At 69.7% G+C, this 15,015-nt stretch carries 13 protein-coding genes and 1 pseudogene; 2 read left to right on the top strand and 12 right to left on the bottom strand.

What is annotated here, in order from left to right:
• Positions 1-2: 2 nt before the first annotated feature.
• From nadD to RV986_RS34735, 3 genes are all read right to left on the bottom strand, one after another.
• Positions 3-737 carry a nicotinate-nucleotide adenylyltransferase gene (gene nadD / locus RV986_RS34745; protein WP_475921159.1) on the bottom strand — a complete coding sequence of 245 codons (735 nt, stop codon included), beginning with the start codon at positions 735-737 and terminating at the stop codon, positions 3-5.
• A gap of 79 nt (positions 738-816) precedes the next feature.
• Positions 817-978: a hypothetical protein gene (locus tag RV986_RS34740; protein WP_475921158.1), complete on the bottom strand. Its 162-nt coding sequence runs from the start codon at positions 976-978 to the stop codon at positions 817-819.
• 131 nt (positions 979-1,109) lie between these two features.
• Entirely contained in the window at positions 1,110-1,301 is a 192-nt protein-coding gene (locus RV986_RS34735) for a hypothetical protein (protein WP_475924744.1), read from the bottom strand.
• 70 nt (positions 1,302-1,371) lie between these two features.
• Here RV986_RS34735 and RV986_RS34730 point away from each other — a divergent pair, with 70 nt between their 5' ends.
• Entirely contained in the window at positions 1,372-2,520 is a 1,149-nt protein-coding gene (locus RV986_RS34730; protein ID WP_475921157.1) for a M48 family metallopeptidase, read from the top strand.
• 21 nt (positions 2,521-2,541) lie between these two features.
• Here RV986_RS34730 and RV986_RS34725 read toward each other — a convergent pair whose 3' ends face one another.
• From RV986_RS34725 to proB, 5 genes are all read right to left on the bottom strand, one after another.
• On the bottom strand, positions 2,542-3,609 hold the full coding sequence (locus RV986_RS34725) for an SCO2583 family membrane protein (protein WP_475921156.1): 1,068 nt from the start codon (positions 3,607-3,609) through the stop codon (positions 2,542-2,544).
• A 163-nt stretch (positions 3,610-3,772) separates the two neighbouring features.
• On the bottom strand, positions 3,773-4,414 hold the full coding sequence (locus RV986_RS34720; RefSeq protein ID WP_475921155.1) for an SCO2584 family spore wall biosynthesis protein: 642 nt from the start codon (positions 4,412-4,414) through the stop codon (positions 3,773-3,775).
• 89 nt (positions 4,415-4,503) lie between these two features.
• A complete protein-coding gene (locus RV986_RS34715) occupies positions 4,504-5,790 on the bottom strand; it encodes a glutamate-5-semialdehyde dehydrogenase (protein ID WP_475921154.1) in 1,287 nt (428 codons plus the stop codon).
• Positions 5,791-5,851: 61 nt separating this feature from the next.
• Complete coding sequence (locus tag RV986_RS34710; protein ID WP_475921153.1) at positions 5,852-6,382, bottom strand: hypothetical protein; 531 nt, start codon at positions 6,380-6,382, stop codon at positions 5,852-5,854.
• A 178-nt stretch (positions 6,383-6,560) separates the two neighbouring features.
• Positions 6,561-7,667 (bottom strand): glutamate 5-kinase, encoded by a 1,107-nt coding sequence (gene proB / locus RV986_RS34705; RefSeq protein WP_475921152.1) that lies wholly within the window; start codon positions 7,665-7,667, stop codon positions 6,561-6,563.
• A 214-nt stretch (positions 7,668-7,881) separates the two neighbouring features.
• Here proB and RV986_RS34700 point away from each other — a divergent pair.
• A pseudogene (locus tag RV986_RS34700) lies at positions 7,882-8,192 on the top strand (polysaccharide pyruvyl transferase family protein); the annotation flags it as partial.
• Positions 8,193-8,322: 130 nt separating this feature from the next.
• Here the strand turns inward: RV986_RS34700 and RV986_RS34695 are convergent.
• From RV986_RS34695 to RV986_RS34680, 4 genes are all read right to left on the bottom strand, one after another.
• Positions 8,323-9,528: a glycosyltransferase family 2 protein gene (locus RV986_RS34695; RefSeq protein ID WP_475921151.1), complete on the bottom strand. Its 1,206-nt coding sequence runs from the start codon at positions 9,526-9,528 to the stop codon at positions 8,323-8,325.
• 233 nt (positions 9,529-9,761) lie between these two features.
• Complete coding sequence (locus RV986_RS34690; RefSeq protein WP_475921150.1) at positions 9,762-11,891, bottom strand: hypothetical protein; 2,130 nt, start codon at positions 11,889-11,891, stop codon at positions 9,762-9,764.
• Positions 11,892-12,033: 142 nt separating this feature from the next.
• Complete coding sequence (locus RV986_RS34685; RefSeq protein ID WP_475921149.1) at positions 12,034-13,533, bottom strand: D-ribitol-5-phosphate cytidylyltransferase; 1,500 nt, start codon at positions 13,531-13,533, stop codon at positions 12,034-12,036.
• A gap of 212 nt (positions 13,534-13,745) precedes the next feature.
• Positions 13,746-14,990, bottom strand: coding sequence for a hypothetical protein (locus tag RV986_RS34680; protein ID WP_475921148.1), 1,245 nt, complete (start codon positions 14,988-14,990; stop codon positions 13,746-13,748).
• Positions 14,991-15,015: the final 25 nt, after the last annotated feature.

Here is a 15,015-nt window from a genome sequence, read left to right as displayed (position 1 = left end):
CCTCACTCGCCGCGGTACAGCTCACGCTTATCGATGTAGCGCACTACACCGTCCGGCACCAGATACCAGACGGGATCGCCCTTGGCGACTCTCGCACGGCAGTCTGTGGAGGAGATGGCCAGCGCGGGAACCTCGACCAGCGAGACGCCGCCCTCCGGCAACCCCGGGTCGGTCAGTGTGTGGCCGGGCCGGGTGACGCCGACGAAGTGCGCGAGGGAGAACAGTTCCTCCGCGTACCGCCAGGTGAGGATCTGGCCGAGCGCGTCGGCGCCGGTGATGAAGAAGAGGTCGGCGTCGGGGTTGAGGGCGCGCAGATCGCGCAGGGTGTCCGTGGTGTAGGTCGGGCCGCCGCGGTCGATGTCGATGCGGCTCACCGAGAACTGCGGGTTCTCGGCGGTGGCGATGACCGTCATCAGATAGCGGTCCTCGGCCAGGGAGACCTTGCTGTCGCTCTTCTGCCACGGCTGCCCGGTCGGCACGAACACCACCTCGTCGAGGTGGAACCGCGCGGCGACCTCACTGGCCGCCACGAGATGCCCGTGGTGGATCGGGTCGAACGTGCCGCCCATGACGCCCAGGCGGCGCTTGCCCGGATTCGAGGGGCCGTTCCCGGAGCCGGTCATCAGCCGGCCGACCCCGCCTCTCACCGGGCCGCTGAGCGCGTCACCCGCGACGCCGCCGACGGCACCGCTCTCCGTGTCACTCGCCGGACCGGTAGGCATGTCCTGCTCTCCCATGCGTGCAGACCCTACCGGCCCGGTCGACGGGCTCCACCCGACAGGGTCCCGGGGGACGGCCGCGGGCGGCCGAAAGGGCTCAGCGGTCGCGGTTGAAGCGGGTGACGATCCACAGCATCAGAAGCAGGACGAAGAGAGCGCCGCCCCCGGTCAGGAACGGGCTGAGGCTCTCGTGGTTGCCCCCCTGCTCGCCCTCGGCAGCAACGGTGACCAACTGTGCGGCAGTGCTGTGCAAGCTCATCTCGGCAGGACCTATCCGGTGTGGGCGGGATAAAGACGTCGGCCCATCGTATGCGGGGGCCGTGTCCGCGATCACGCCGACTCCGCCGTTGGGGACGCCGGTTGCTCCGGCCTCCCCGGCCGCCGGGCGCCTCAGTCGTCGCGCTTGTAGCCCCGCAGCAGGAACCAGGCCGTGAGAACCACTCCGACGATCATCACGATCAGCACGACACGGAGCAGATCGCCCGGGCCCTGCTTGTCTGCCGCGCTGGCGGCCTCGGTGAGCCAGGCGGCTGCGGGGATGTGCTCCATGGCGTACGACTCCTTCTCTGTACTGCCCGTCAACGGTATCTCCGCCTAGGCTGGGCGGTGCCTTGGGGGCACATAGGGCACTCAGACGCACATGGGGGAAGACATGTCCGACGACAGCCACCAGCAGAACGGGCACGACAACAGCCCCGACAGCAGTCCCGAGAACGGGCACGAGAGCGTGCCGAGCAGGCAGCGCAGGCGCTTCGAGGGGATCTCCTCGCGCGCGTACGAACACCCGGCGGACCGCTCGGCCCTGGTGACCCTGCGCAAGCTCAGCGGCTTCGACACGGTCTTCAAGGCCCTGAGCGGTCTGCTGCCCGAGCGCAGCCTGCGGCTGCTGTTCCTGTCCGACTCGGTGCGCGTCTCGGACGCCCAGTTCGCGCACCTCAACGCCATGCTGCGGGACGCCTGTCACATCCTGGACCTGGAGAAGGTCCCGCCGATGTACGTCACCCAGGACCCGCAGCCGAACGCGATGTGCATCGGTCTGGACGAGCCGATCATCGTCGTGACGACCGGGCTCGTCGAGCTGCTGGACGAGGAGGAGATGCGGGCCGTCGTGGGGCACGAGGTCGGCCACGCGCTGTCCGGCCACGCCGTCTACCGCACCATCCTGCTCTTCCTGACCAACCTGGCGCTCCGGGTGGCCTGGATCCCGCTGGGCAACCTCGCGATCATGGCGATCGTGACCGCGCTGCGCGAGTGGTTCCGCAAGTCGGAGCTGTCCGCCGACCGGGCGGGGCTCCTTGTCGGGCAGGATCTGAGGGCCTCGATGCGCGGCCTGATGAAGCTCGCGGGAGGCAACCACCTGCACGAGATGAACGTGGACGCGTTCCTCGCACAGGCCGATGAGTACGAGGCCGGGGGCGACCTGCGCGACTCCGTGCTCAAGGTCCTCAACACCCTCCCCCGCACGCACCCCTTCACCACCGTGCGCGCCGCCGAGCTGAAGAAGTGGGCCGAGTCCCGCGACTACCAGCGGATCATGGACGGTCACTACCCGCGGCGCAGCGAGGACAAGGACACCTCGGTCTCGGACTCCTTCCGGCAGTCGGCGTCGAGCTACGCGACCGATGTGAAGAACTCCAAGGACCCGCTGATGAAGCTGGTCAGCGACCTCGCGGGCGGTGCGGGTGATCTCGGCGGCCGGGTGCGGCGAGGTTTCGGCGGCTTCGCCGGCGGTGCACCCAAGGACCAGACCTCGCCCAAGGACCAGCCGCCCCGCGACAGCGCCCCCGGCGACGAGGACTGACGGTCACACCTTCGGCTGTGGTCACACCTTCGGCTGTGCGCTCGTCGCCAGCGAGCCGCACAGCGCTGTCGCGCTGTCCGTCGCGTACGGGTCGGTGCCGGCCGGGCCGCCCGCCTTCGCGGTCTGTCCGACGAGCAGCGGGCGCAGATGGCTCACCGAGTCCTCGGCGCAGGCGAGCGGCCCGGCCTGGACGTAGGAGACGACCAGTTCGGTCTGGTGCATGCGCAGGTCGTCGCGGTCGAAGCGGAAGTGCAGCTCGCGCCGGACGGTGAACAGGGAGACCTTCGCCCCGGTGTCCGAGCCCGTCGGCCGCAGGGCGTACACGACGGTGTGGTCGGCGACGACTTCAAGGGTGCTGGAGTCGGCCTCGGTGGCCTGCAGGGTGCCCTGCACCCGGATCCTGGGGTCGGCGAGCCGGGCCCGGGAGGGGTCGAGGCGGACCAGCCAGCCGGTCGGCGCGTGCCGCCCGTCGGCGGCCGGGTGGTCGAAGCTCTGGTCGAACTGGTCGAGCTGCCCCGGGTCGAGCAGGATCCGTACCGGCCGGTTGGTCGCGCCGGTGAGCACCTCCGGGTCGAGCGCGGACTTCACGACGTAGTCCTTGGCGGTGGTCAGGGCGGCGACCACCTGGCTGTCGGAGAAGTGCGCGGTGCGCCGGTAGGTGGGCAGTGTGATGCCGTCGGCTCCGATGCGGAACTGGGCGGCGGGGCTGTGCGTGTACAGATCCTCGGCGTTCGTGGCCCCGGGCACCGCGGTCTGGGGCGCGAGCGGTATGACGGTCATCCGCAGCGGTTCGGGGGGCTGGGCGAGCGGGGTCTGGTACGGGTGGCGGACGCCCATGTAGATCGCGGTGCCGAAGGCGACGGCGATCAGCAGGACCAGGATCAGTGCCTGCCGGGACAGACCGCGCTGGAGGGTGGGACGGCGGCGTACGGCCGGGGCGTGGTCGGCCATGCGCTCCTGCGCGGAAGACTCCTGAAGACGCGCAGCCCGGACGAACGACTCGTCGAAGACGACGGATCGGTACTCGTCCTCTCCACCGGTGGGAGCGCCCTCGGGTGTCCCCTCTGGTGGGTCTCCAGGCCCGCCCATACCTTCAGAGTAGGTCTCCGGGGGCCCTGATAAACGCCCTGGTACACGACAAGTTCTGACAGGTTCTCACCAGGATCGCCAGGGGTCGTCACGGATCACCGGGGATCACCAAGGATCACCGGGGATCGTCAGGATGTTCGAAAGGTTGTCGGCGTCGCCGGGGTCACGGTGTCCGGGGGACCGCCGACACGGCCGGCTGGGAGTAGTCGGCCGAAGCGGAGGGTGCGGTGCCGGTGACCTTCTCCTGGCCTTGTTCGAGGCCCGTCGAGGCGGGTGGCGGGACCTGGTCCTGACGGCCCGGGGAGGACCCCCGGTAGACCGCCGTGAAGGCAAGGGCGACCATGCCGATGCCCATCACCAGAGCGAGCACCCAGGCGACCGGACGGTGCCAGCGGGCCTGTGTTCCGTAGGCCCTGCCGTATCGGCCGTATCTGCCATAGCGGCGGTACGAGCCCGGCGCTCCGTAGCGGCCCTCCAGGACCTCGGTGTCGTCGAGGTCGTCCAGATCCGCGTCATGGCCGAAATCGCCATGGCCGTCGGGCCCGAAACCGTCCTCGTAGCGCTCGTCGTCGCCGCGGGCACCCCGGGAATGCGTCCGGCGCGCCTCGGCCTCGGAGGCCTCGGCGCGGGCCTGCGCGGCTGCTAGGAGGCGTTCGACGGCGGTCGGCTCATGGATCACCGCTGCCCGTACGAAGTCCTCGTCGAAGACCACGGAGGCGAACTCTTCGTCCGCACCCCCGCGGTCGCGGTTGTCGTCGGGCTCCCAGCCGTCAGGGAACGGCGTGCCCCCCACGTCCTCCGGCACGGATCCAGAGTAGACCTGGGGGGTCATTTTGGGCAGACGGTATGGAAATTCATCCGCCAGACGAGACGCGGCTCACGCGGAGCACGGGCTCAGCGCCGGATGTGTCCGTCACCCGTGACGATGTACTTGGTGCTCGTCAGCTCCGGCAGCCCCATCGGACCCCGCGCGTGCAGCTTCTGCGTGGAGATGCCGATCTCGGCGCCGAAGCCGAACTGGCCGCCGTCGGTGAAGCGGGTCGAGGCGTTCACGGCGACCGTGGTGGAGTCCACCAGTTGGGTGAAGCGGCGGGCGGCCTGCTGCGAGGTGGTGACGATGGCCTCGGTGTGGCCGGAGGTCCACAGCCGGATGTGTTCGACGGCCCGGTCGAGCGAGTCGACGACGGCGGCGGCGATGTCGTACGAGAGGTACTCGGTCTCCCAGTCCTCCGGCGTGGCCTCGACGACGGTGGCCTTGGAGTCCTTGGCGTAGGCGAGGACGCGCTCGTCGGCGTGCACGGTGACCCCGGCGTCTGCGAGGGCGTCCAGGGCCCGCGGCAGGAACTCGGGGGCGATGTCCTGGTGCACGAGGAGCGTCTCGGCGGAGTTGCAGACGCTGGGGCGCTGGGCCTTGGAGTTGATCAGGATGTCGATCGCCATGTCGAGGTCGGCGTTGGCGTCGACGTACACATGGCAGTTGCCGGTGCCGGTCTCGATGACGGGGACGGTGGACTCCTGGACGACCGTACGGATCAGCGAGGCGCCGCCGCGCGGGATGAGGACGTCGACCAGGCCCCGGGCGCGCATCAGCTCGCGCACCGACTCGCGGCCCTCGCCGGGCACGAGCTGGACGGCGTCGGCGGGCAGTCCGGCGCCGCCCACGGCGTCGCGCAGGACGCGGACGAGGGCGGTGTTCGACTCGAAGGCCGAGGACGAGCCGCGCAGCAGCACCGCGTTGCCGGACTTCAGGCAGAGGGCGGCGGCGTCGACCGTGACGTTCGGGCGGGCCTCGTAGATGATCCCGACGACGCCGAGCGGGACGCGGACCTGGCGCAGGTCGATGCCGTTCGGAAGGGTGGAGCCGCGGACGACCTCGCCGACCGGGTCGGGCAGCGAGACCACGTCCCGCACGTCCGAGGCGATGGCGCGTACGCGTTCGGGGGTCAGCGTGAGCCGGTCGATGACGGTCTCGCTGGTCCCGGCCTCACGGGCACGCGCGATGTCCTTGGCGTTGGCCGCGACGATCTCGCTCGTACGGACCTCCAGCGCGTCCGCGATCGCGAGCAGCGCGTCGTCCTTCTCGGCCCGCGGCATGGGCGCGAGGTCGGCGGCGGCGGCCTTCGCACGGTAGGCGGCCTGGGTGACCGGGGACATGGCGTCGTACGGCGAGAGCGTGGTCATATCGGAAGGGTAGTGCGCCGGACGAGCCCGTCCAGCCCGTGTCCCACACCCCGAGACACCCTCAAAAGGGGTGGACTCCTACGGGAGTGGCCGGAAGCGGTCCATATCCCTCCGCGATCCGCTGGTGGTACGTCCCGCGGTCGATGACCTCCAGGCCGACGATCTCCCAGGGCGGGAGCTTGGCGGTCTGGCGGTGCTCGCCCCACAGCCGCAGGGCGACGGCCGCCGCGTCGTGCAGATCGCGGGCCTCTTCCCAGTAGCGGATCTCGGCGTGGTCGTTGGCATACCGGCTGGTCAGCAGGAAGGGGTGGTCGTGGGCCAGTTGTTCGAGGGCGCGCCGGACCTCCTTCAGGGGGGCCTCGCCGCCCGAGACGCTCAGCGTGACGTGCCACAGCCGGGGCTGGTCGGCGGGCTTCCCGCCCTCGTACGTCTCTCCGGCCGCGACGCTCGTCAACGCCCGTTCCTCGCCCGCCGGACGGGAGGTGGCACCCGCCGGACGGGAAGCCGCGCCTCCCGCGCGCGAAGCGGCCCCGCCCGCACGGGAGGCGGCACCGCCGCGGGACGCCGCCGCCCCAGGGCGCACTTGTCTCACGACGGCCTCCTTTACGCACATGGTCGTACTGAATCCCGGTGTCTCCCTGCAACAAAGTTGAGCAGGTGGGGAGCCTCCGTGTGGCGCTTTTACACAACGTCCCCCAGCGGGGGCCTCGGAATCGGCCGTTTACGGGTGTACTGGACAGCTGTTTCGGAGGTGGTGCGGAACAGCCGTCTTACGGATGCAGGAGCACCAGGTCATCCCTGTGTACGACCTCGCGTTCGTACGCCGGTCCCAGCTCGCGCGCCAGCTCTCGGGTGGAGCGCCCGATGAGCTGGGGAATCTCCTTGGCGTCGAAGTTCACCAGGCCTCGGGCGACCGCCCGGCCGGTGCTGTCGCGCAGTTCGACCGGGTCGCCCGCGGTGAAGTCGCCCTCGACGGCCGCGATGCCCGCCGGCAGCAGCGAGGTGCGCCGGTCGACGACCGCGCGCACGGCCCCGTCGTCCAGAACGAGCGCGCCCTGCGGGGTCGAGGCGTGCTGCAGCCACAGCAGCCGGTCGGCGGAGCGCTTGCCGGTGGGGTGGAAGTACGTGCCGGTGTCCCCGCCCGCGAGCGCGTCGGCGGCGTGCACGGCGGAGGTGAGCACGACGGGAATGCCCGCGGCGGCCGCGATCCGGGCCGCCTCGACCTTGGTGACCATGCCGCCGGTGCCGATGCCGGCCTTGCCCGCGCTGCCGATGTCGACGTGCGCGAGATCGTCCGGACCGTGCACTTCCGCTATCCGGGAGGTACCGGGCTTGCTGGGGTCGCCGTCGTACACACCGTCCACGTCGGAGAGCAGGACCAGCAGATCGGCCCGTACGAGGTGGGCGACGAGGGCGGCGAGCCGGTCGTTGTCGCCGAAGCGGATCTCGTCCGTGGCGACCGTGTCGTTCTCGTTGACGACCGGCAGGGCGCCCATCGCGAGGAGCTTGTCGAGGGTGCGGGCGGCGTTGCGGTGGTGGGCGCGCCGACGGGTGTCGTCGGAGGTGAGGAGCACCTGGCCGACCCGGATGCCGTGACGGGCGCAGGAGGCGGTGTAGCGGGCGACCAGAAGGCCCTGGCCGACGCTCGCGGCGGCCTGCTGGCGGGCCAGGTCCTTGGGGCGGCGGCGCAGGCCCAGCGGGGCGAGGCCGGCCGCGATGGCACCGGAGGAGACGAGGACGATCTCCTTCTCGCCGCCGCTGCGGCGCTTGGCGAGGACGTCGACGAGCGCGTCGACGCGGTCGGCGTCGAGGCCGCCCGCGGCCGTGGTCAGCGACGAGGAACCCACCTTGACGACGATCCTGTGGGCTCCCGCCACAGCCTGCCTTGCCTCTGCCGCCTGCCCTGCCACCTGCGGTGCGCCCCCTCGCGTCGGTCCGGCCGTCCCGCCCGGCAATCTACGCGAAGGGGAGCGGTTGATGCCCGTTCGTCCAGCAGTCGGGACACCGCCGCGCAGTGCTCGCTCACGTGATGCGCAGGCAAAAACGGTTGTGCGAGTTCGTCATGGAACTTAAAGATGAAGCAAATACAAGTTGAAGGACGTCATCGCCACCAACGCGGGCAACCTGATCTTCAGCGACGCGGCGCACAAGATCCTCGAAACGCCCCGCGCCGAGGTCGTGTCGAACGGCATCCGCACCGACGTCGCCGCCGCGGGCCGGATCAACGAGGAGTACGACGCCTTCGTCATTCCGCCGGCCAAGGCGTTCCGGCCCTCGTTCGGCTGAAGCCGATGGAGCCGGCCGTCCGGGAGTTCGTCGCCGCGGTGCTCGACCGCAGCGCGTCCATCGGGGTGCGCGGCGAGTTCACCCAGCGGTATCTGAAGGACATGGGCTTCCGCGAGGGGCGCCCGCTGCGGAAGGCCCTGCGGTCCGGGCGCCAGTAGGCCACTGGGCCGGCATCGGGCCCCGGCAGGCGTACGAGTGCCCGTTCCGCATGCCCCTCGGGCCACGGAACGGGCGTTGGCGTTCCCGTCAGCCCGCGCGGCGCGGACCCAGCACCTTGCGCGCCACCTTGCGGACGGTGCGCATGCCGGGGAAGTGGGCGGCGGGGGCGAACTTGAAGCTCTCGATGGTGACCGTCTCGCGCGAGGTCGGGATGAACCAGCTGTCCGGGAGCGGCGCGTCCTTGTCGCGGAAGTGCGGGTAGCCGAGATAGGCCTTGCGGCTGCGGGGGTCCACGTGGAGCGTGGGCGCCTTCTTCTTCTTGATGAAGTCCAGGACGTCGACCAGGAGGTCGCTCCGGCCCTGCCCGGCCAGGTTCACCCGGAGCCGCTCGTTGACCTTGAGGCGGTCCGCGACCCCCTCGGTCCAGTACGCGTCGATCAGCGGCTTGGCCAGCGCGAGCTTGTTCTGTCTGACCTCCTCGCCGTCTCTGAGGAAGACGGGCCCGAACTGCGGGAGCAGGGTGACCAGGAAGGGCCGGACCATCAGGCCGTCGCGGCGCTTGCCCGCGGGCAGGTGCTCGGCGATCAGCTCCATCAGGGCGCGGGCGGAGTCGAAGCGCAGGGTGTAGCTGCCGCTCTTGGTCACGTGCTTGCCGTCGTCGCGGCCGACCAGGTAGTAGCACTCGTAGTCGGCGACGACGGAGACGCCGTCGGCGCGGAGGTAGGCCTCCATGGTGAAGAGGGCGTCCTCGCCGGTCTTCAGCGACTCGTCGAAGTGCATGTCGTGCCGGGTGAGCAGCTCGCGCCGGAACAGCTTCTGCGCGCTGAGCGTGAACTTGATCTGCGAGGAGAAGACGTCCGTACGGGGCAGGGTCTTGCCCCACATCGACTTGGGGGCGTTGCGGTTGACGCCGATGACCTTGCCGAGTACGACGTCCGTGCCCTGCGCGTCGGCCATGGTGACCATGCGTTCCAGGGCCTCGGGGCCGAAGTAGTCGTCGGCGTCCAGGAAGAAGACATAGCGTCCGCGGGCCTTGCCGAGGCCGACGTTGCGCGGACCGCTGGGGCCGCCCGAGTTGGCCTGCCGGATCACCGTGACAGACATGGCCGCACGCTCCGCGAACTCTTCGAGGTACTCACCGGTGCCGTCCTTCGACCCGTCGTCGACGGCGATCACCTCGATACGCGCGGCGTCGAGCGTCTGTGCCTCCACCGACTCCAGGCACTTGACCAGGTAGGGCATGGCCTCGTACGCCCCGATGATCACGCTCACATCAGGCTGCGTCACGGTCACGTTCTCCATTGTCATCCGAACATTTCCCTCTGTATCACCCAAGGGCTACCTGAAAGACGATTGAATGTGCGAGTAGGTTGCCCGACCACACCTCAAGTGTGACGCGCTTCATAGGCATATCAGGAACGGGAACGGGCACAGGGCCTGGCCCCGAGATGCTCCTCGGGGCCAGGCCCTGTCACTACGGGGGCGGGCGGAGTGGCTCAGCCCTTCACGACTGAGCTCTTCACGACTCAGCCCTTCACGGCCGTACCGCCCGCCGTCTCGTCCGCCGTGGCCGTCCGCTGGCCGGGAAGCGCGTTCGCCGGCTCCACGGCGGCGGCCGAAGCGCCCGTCTCCTGGCCGTGGTTGCGTGCCCGGGACTTCTTCGCGAGGTCGCGCACCGCCGCGTTGAACTGGTCGATCGACGTCGGGTCGTCGGGGCCGAGCAGATACTCCTTGAGCTCCCGGCGGTCGGCGGCCATCGTGTCGGAGGACGGGTCGGCGACCGCCGCGAGCAGTTCGCCCAGCTCACTCGCCGAGTTGGACAGGATCACCGCGGCGCGCACCGCGGTGTTCTGCCGCAGGAACTCCTCCACGCCCAGCTCCGCGGAGTCGGTGACCGCGTACGGCTTGCCGCTCGCGATGAAGTCGGAGACCACGCTGGAGATGTCCGAGACCATCGCGTCGGAGACGTTGAAGCAGTCGTACAGGCGCGGCTCGGCGCCCGTGACCACGCGGTGCTCCCAGCTGCCGAAGGACTGCCAGTGGGCGTCGTTCCACTCGGCGCGCAGACGGGCGACCTCGGCGTGCGCGGCCGTGTCGACCAGACCGTCGCGGGTGGCCTCGGCCTCGTCGCCGCTCTCGGTGACGCCGGTCAGCTTCTCGATACGGGCCTCGATGCGGGCCAGCTCGGCCCTGGCCGCACTCTGGGCCGCCGCGTCGACCGTGAACCGCGGGTCGGCGGCGCGCTCGGCGGCCGCCTTCTCGACCAGCGCGACGATCTTCTCGTGCGCGGCCTTGGCCCGGGTGCTGCGGGTGCCGGTGAAGGGGTGCGGCTTATAGAGGACGCGGACGGGCGGGTCGGCCTCGACCAGGCGACGAACGATGTTCGCGCCCGCCAACAGGATCGAGGTGTTGCCCGGGTTGTCGTCCCAGCCCTCCCAGGTGGGCGCGTACAGAATCGTCGGGCAGCGTCCGTCGGCGGCTCCGTCGCGGGGACCGTCCGCTGCGCCCTGCCAGGTCTGGATCGGGGCGAGCTGCGGGCGGCCGACCTCGACGATGTCCTCGTCACGGACGCCGACGTCGGCGATGGCGTAGCGGTCGCGGCCCGCGCGGCCGGCGGTCCACACCTCGTCGTACGCCTTGCTGAAGGGGTTGACGCTGGCGAGCTTGTCGCTGTCGCCGTGGCCGATGAAGACGTGCTTCATGGTCGGGACGCGCAGCATGTGGATGTTCTTGCCGACGTTCGCCGCGTACAGCGTGACGCGCACCGTGGACAGGTCCATGTTCATCAGGTGCACCCCTCCGGGCACGCAGATGACCGGCACGGTGGTGGGCGCCATGCGCTCCAGGATGGCGCGCTCGCGCAGCAGGATCAGCGGCCGGGTGTCCAGCTGCTCCATCGTCTCCAGCCACATGTTGAGCTGGTACGCCGAGTCCTTGGAGCCCGAGAAGTACAGCGCCGTCCCCGGGCGGTACTCGCGCAGCCAGCCGTCGACCGCCGCGAGCACCTTGTCCGCGTTCGGCGGGGTCTTCCTGCCGCGGACGTAGGGGACGAGCGCGACGACGTAGACGAACGCCAGCGCCAGGGTCACCGCGATGCCCACGAAGCCGTACACGTCGGTGTCGGTGGCCGCGGTGACGAGGATGCCGACGACCGCGATCAGGTCGAGGTGGAGCATCTTCTCGGCGGCCCGGTCCAGCAGCGCGCGCGGCGGGGCGTCCGGGATGCGGATGCGCGAGGCCAGGTCGACGTTGCGGGTGGCGACCGGCATCTTGCGGCGCAGGCGGATCAGCGTGACCAGCGCGCTGTGCGGGGCCTGGAAGCCGTAGAAGGCGAGGAAGCACGCGATCGACGCGTAGAAGACCATGCTGTCGGACAGGTCGAGGCGCGCCAGGAGCAGGACCAGCAGCAGCTGTCGCACCAGGAATCTGATGGACAGACCGGCACGCACCTTGCTGAGGCGGTTGATCAGATAGCTGCCGCGGCGGTGCAGATAGTGGTCCGCCAGGTACGTCACGGCGGCCGCGGCGGCGAAGGCGCCGACGCTCGGCAGGAGCGCGGCCAGCATCAGGCAGGGGAAGCCCAGCATCATGAGGGCCGCCGCGGCCAGCTCGGCGGCACTGCCCACCCGGGCAACGCGTATAGCGGTGGATATCACGAAGAAACCTGCTCTTGAGGGGTGAGTGCCGGTTTTGGTACTAATGATTACCGAAAAGACCCTTAAGGACTCAGGCCTCTGTGAATGCGCGGCAAACTCGCGCCAACAGAGGCCTGAATTCCAGAAAACTAATTGAAGTTAATTATGCCACGCCGTCCTGACGGTCCAGCACGCCGGCCAGCGCCGCCTCGAAGCCGGAACCCCGGTCGGCACCGGCCGTCGGGTCCTGCTGGCGCACGTCGATGACATGACCGGTGAGTTCGGAGACGAGGACGTCGAGCGAGGTGTGCGCGACCGCCTCGGAGGAGAGCAGCGTGCCCGCGGGCTCCTGGCCGAAGGCCTTGGTGCGCATCGGGGTCGCGGTGCGCTCCGGGTTGATGCAGTTGACGCGGATGCCGTCGCCGGCCCACTCGTCGGACAGCGCCTGGGTGAGGTTCACCATGGCGGCCTTGGTGGAGGAGTAGAGGCTGTACTCGGCGCGGCCGCGGGTGTAGCTGCTGGAGGTGTAGAGCAGCAGCTGGCCCTTGGTCTCGGCGAGGTACTTGTACGCGGAGCGGGCGATCTGCACCGGGGCCAGGTAGTTGACCTTCAGCGCTTCCTCGATCGTCGCGTTGTCCGTCTCCGCGAGCTTGCCTATGCGCAGCACGCCCGCGGTGTTGATGACGTAGTCGATGCGCCCGGTCTCGGCGTACGCCGTGGACAGCGCGTCGTCGACCTCCTCCGGGTTCTCGACGTGCGTGCCGGTGGTCGAGCGGCCGAGCGCGTACGCCTTCGCGCCATAGCCCTCGGCGAGTTCGGCGATGTCCTTGCCGATGCCGTACGAACCGCCGAAGACCACCACGGTCCTGCCGGTGAGCAGCTCGCGGTAGGCGGCCTCGTCGGCCTGCTCGGGCGCGGCGGTGGAGGCGAGCTGGAAGAGCTTGTCGGCGATGAAGACGTCGACGGGCTGGGTGACCTTCATGTTGTACTCGTCGCCCGCGACGACGTGGATCGGCACGTCCGGCAGGTACTTCAGTACGACCGAACAGTCGTCGGTGGCCTGGAAGTTGGGGTCACCGGCCGCGACCTCGTAGGCCCGGCGGATCGTGGACAGCTTGAACGCCTGGGGCGTCTGGCCGCGGCGCAGCCGGGAGCGGTCCGGGATCTCGGTGATGAACTCGCCGTCCTCGCCGTGGGTGCGGGTCACGATGATCGTGTCCGCGGACGGGATGGCGACGTCGACGGCCTGGTAGCGGTCGAGCGCCGCCACGCAGTCGTCGATCACGCGCTCGGACAGCAGCGGGCGTACGGCGTCGTGGAAGAGGACGTTGGCGTCCTCGCCCTCGGCCAGGCCCTCGCCGAGCGCGGCGATCGCGCGCTCGGTGGTCTCGTTCCGCGTCGAGCCGCCCTCGATCACCTTGGTGACCTTCTTCAGCCCCGCCTTCGCGACGATCTTCTCGACGTCCGGCACATAGCCCGGAGCCATCAGCACGATGATGTCGTCGATCGAGTCGGCCGCTTCGAAGGTGGTCAGCGTGTGTTCGATGACCGCCTTGCCGGCGATCTTCAGCAGCTGCTTCGGAATCGACAGACCCACGCGCTGACCGGTGCCGCCGGCCAGGATCACTGCGGTGGTACGGGGCTTGGCATTGTGCTCAGACACAGGTGACCTACCTTGGGGCGACAGGGAACCTTGGAATGTTCCCACTTACCGTTACCGCCATGCAAGGTGAGCGACCTCTGCTGCATATGTGCGCGCAACCATTTATTCACCTTGCAGGCAGGCGACCCCTGGAATCAGGACCGTATTGTCCGGATTTGCTGTGAGTAACTCCACACGGTTTTTGTACGTTTTCTTCGCGCGGCCCGCGGCGGCTATGTCCGCTTCAGACGCCTGAGCACCCGATGGCCGAGGACCCGGACGAGTTCCTTGGACGAGGTCTGGTGAACCGAACGCACCGGGGCGGACGTTCCCACGGGAGTCGCGGCCACCACGGCGAGCGCCCCGTACAACGCGTGGGCCGCCACCTCCGGGTCGATCCGCAGCGGCTCCGTCCCCTCCGCACTCTCGCCCCCGCTCCCGCTCCCGCTCCCGCTCCCGGTGTCGGTGACGGGCACGGCGGACAGCAGCGCCGGGTCGCCGAGCACCCGTACGCCCATGGTGCCGATCCGCTCGGCCATCTCCGCGCCGATACCGGCGGCCGCCTCCAGCGCCCACCGGGGCGTGGTGATCCGCGCGTCGTCGGGGGCGGGGCGGCAGGTGTTCTTCATATGCATGACGGCGCCGTTGCGCACCAACTTGGAATAGACCTCGTCGGGCAGCCCATTACCGCGGAACTCCATATTGAGTTTGCGCAGCATTTCGGTCTCGGCGAGGGTGAGCGAGCGATTGGCCGTGTCCGGCACCGGCGCCAGAAAACCCTCGGGCAGACCGAGAAGGGATTCGAAGGTGCGCATCAGACCGCCGCGGTCGCGGTCGTCGACCACGACGACGGTGACGTTCTCGGCACCGACGACCCGCACCCAGCGCTCGACGAGCCGGTCGTGGCGGTGGCGGCGCCAGAAGCTCGGATTGGGCTTCTCGTACGGGGCCTTGCGCAGCATGTGATCGAGCCAGCTCTCGTAGCCCATGCGCAGACCGTTCTGCACGTACTGCTGCCACTGCGAGGGCATGATCTTCGCCAGCGGGCGCAGGGTGACCAGGACGTGCACCTGGTCCCGGCCGAGGTCGTCGACGAGCCGCGCGATCGTCTCGTCGTCGGGCGCGTCGGCGAAGAACTCGCTGCTGACCACCGAGGTGCGCTTCCCGGTGGCGTGCACCGCGTCGACGAGCCGCTTCCAGTGGCCCTCGGTGGGCTTGGTGTTGCCCATCATCCCGGGCCGGGCGCAGACCGCGAGGGCCGCTTCCATGGGGTGCCTGCTGTGGGCCGGGAAGTCGACACCGTGCCCGGCCATCGCGTCCTTCGCGGCGAACAGGGCGCCCTGGATCGCGGTGGTCCCGGTCTTGTGCGGGCCGATGTGCAGCAGCCGGGTGCCGACGGGCAGCGGCGCGGGGGCACTCGGCCGGGCGGCTGCCGCCTCAGAGGCTGCCGAGTCGTGAGTCGTACAGTCGGTCTCCATGGTCAAGGGAGGCTAAATCTCTCAC

This window comes from Streptomyces sp. RLA012, from assembly GCF_056270325.1.
Note: the sequence above shows the minus strand (reverse complement) of the source record. Positions and strands in the feature narration are given on the sequence as shown.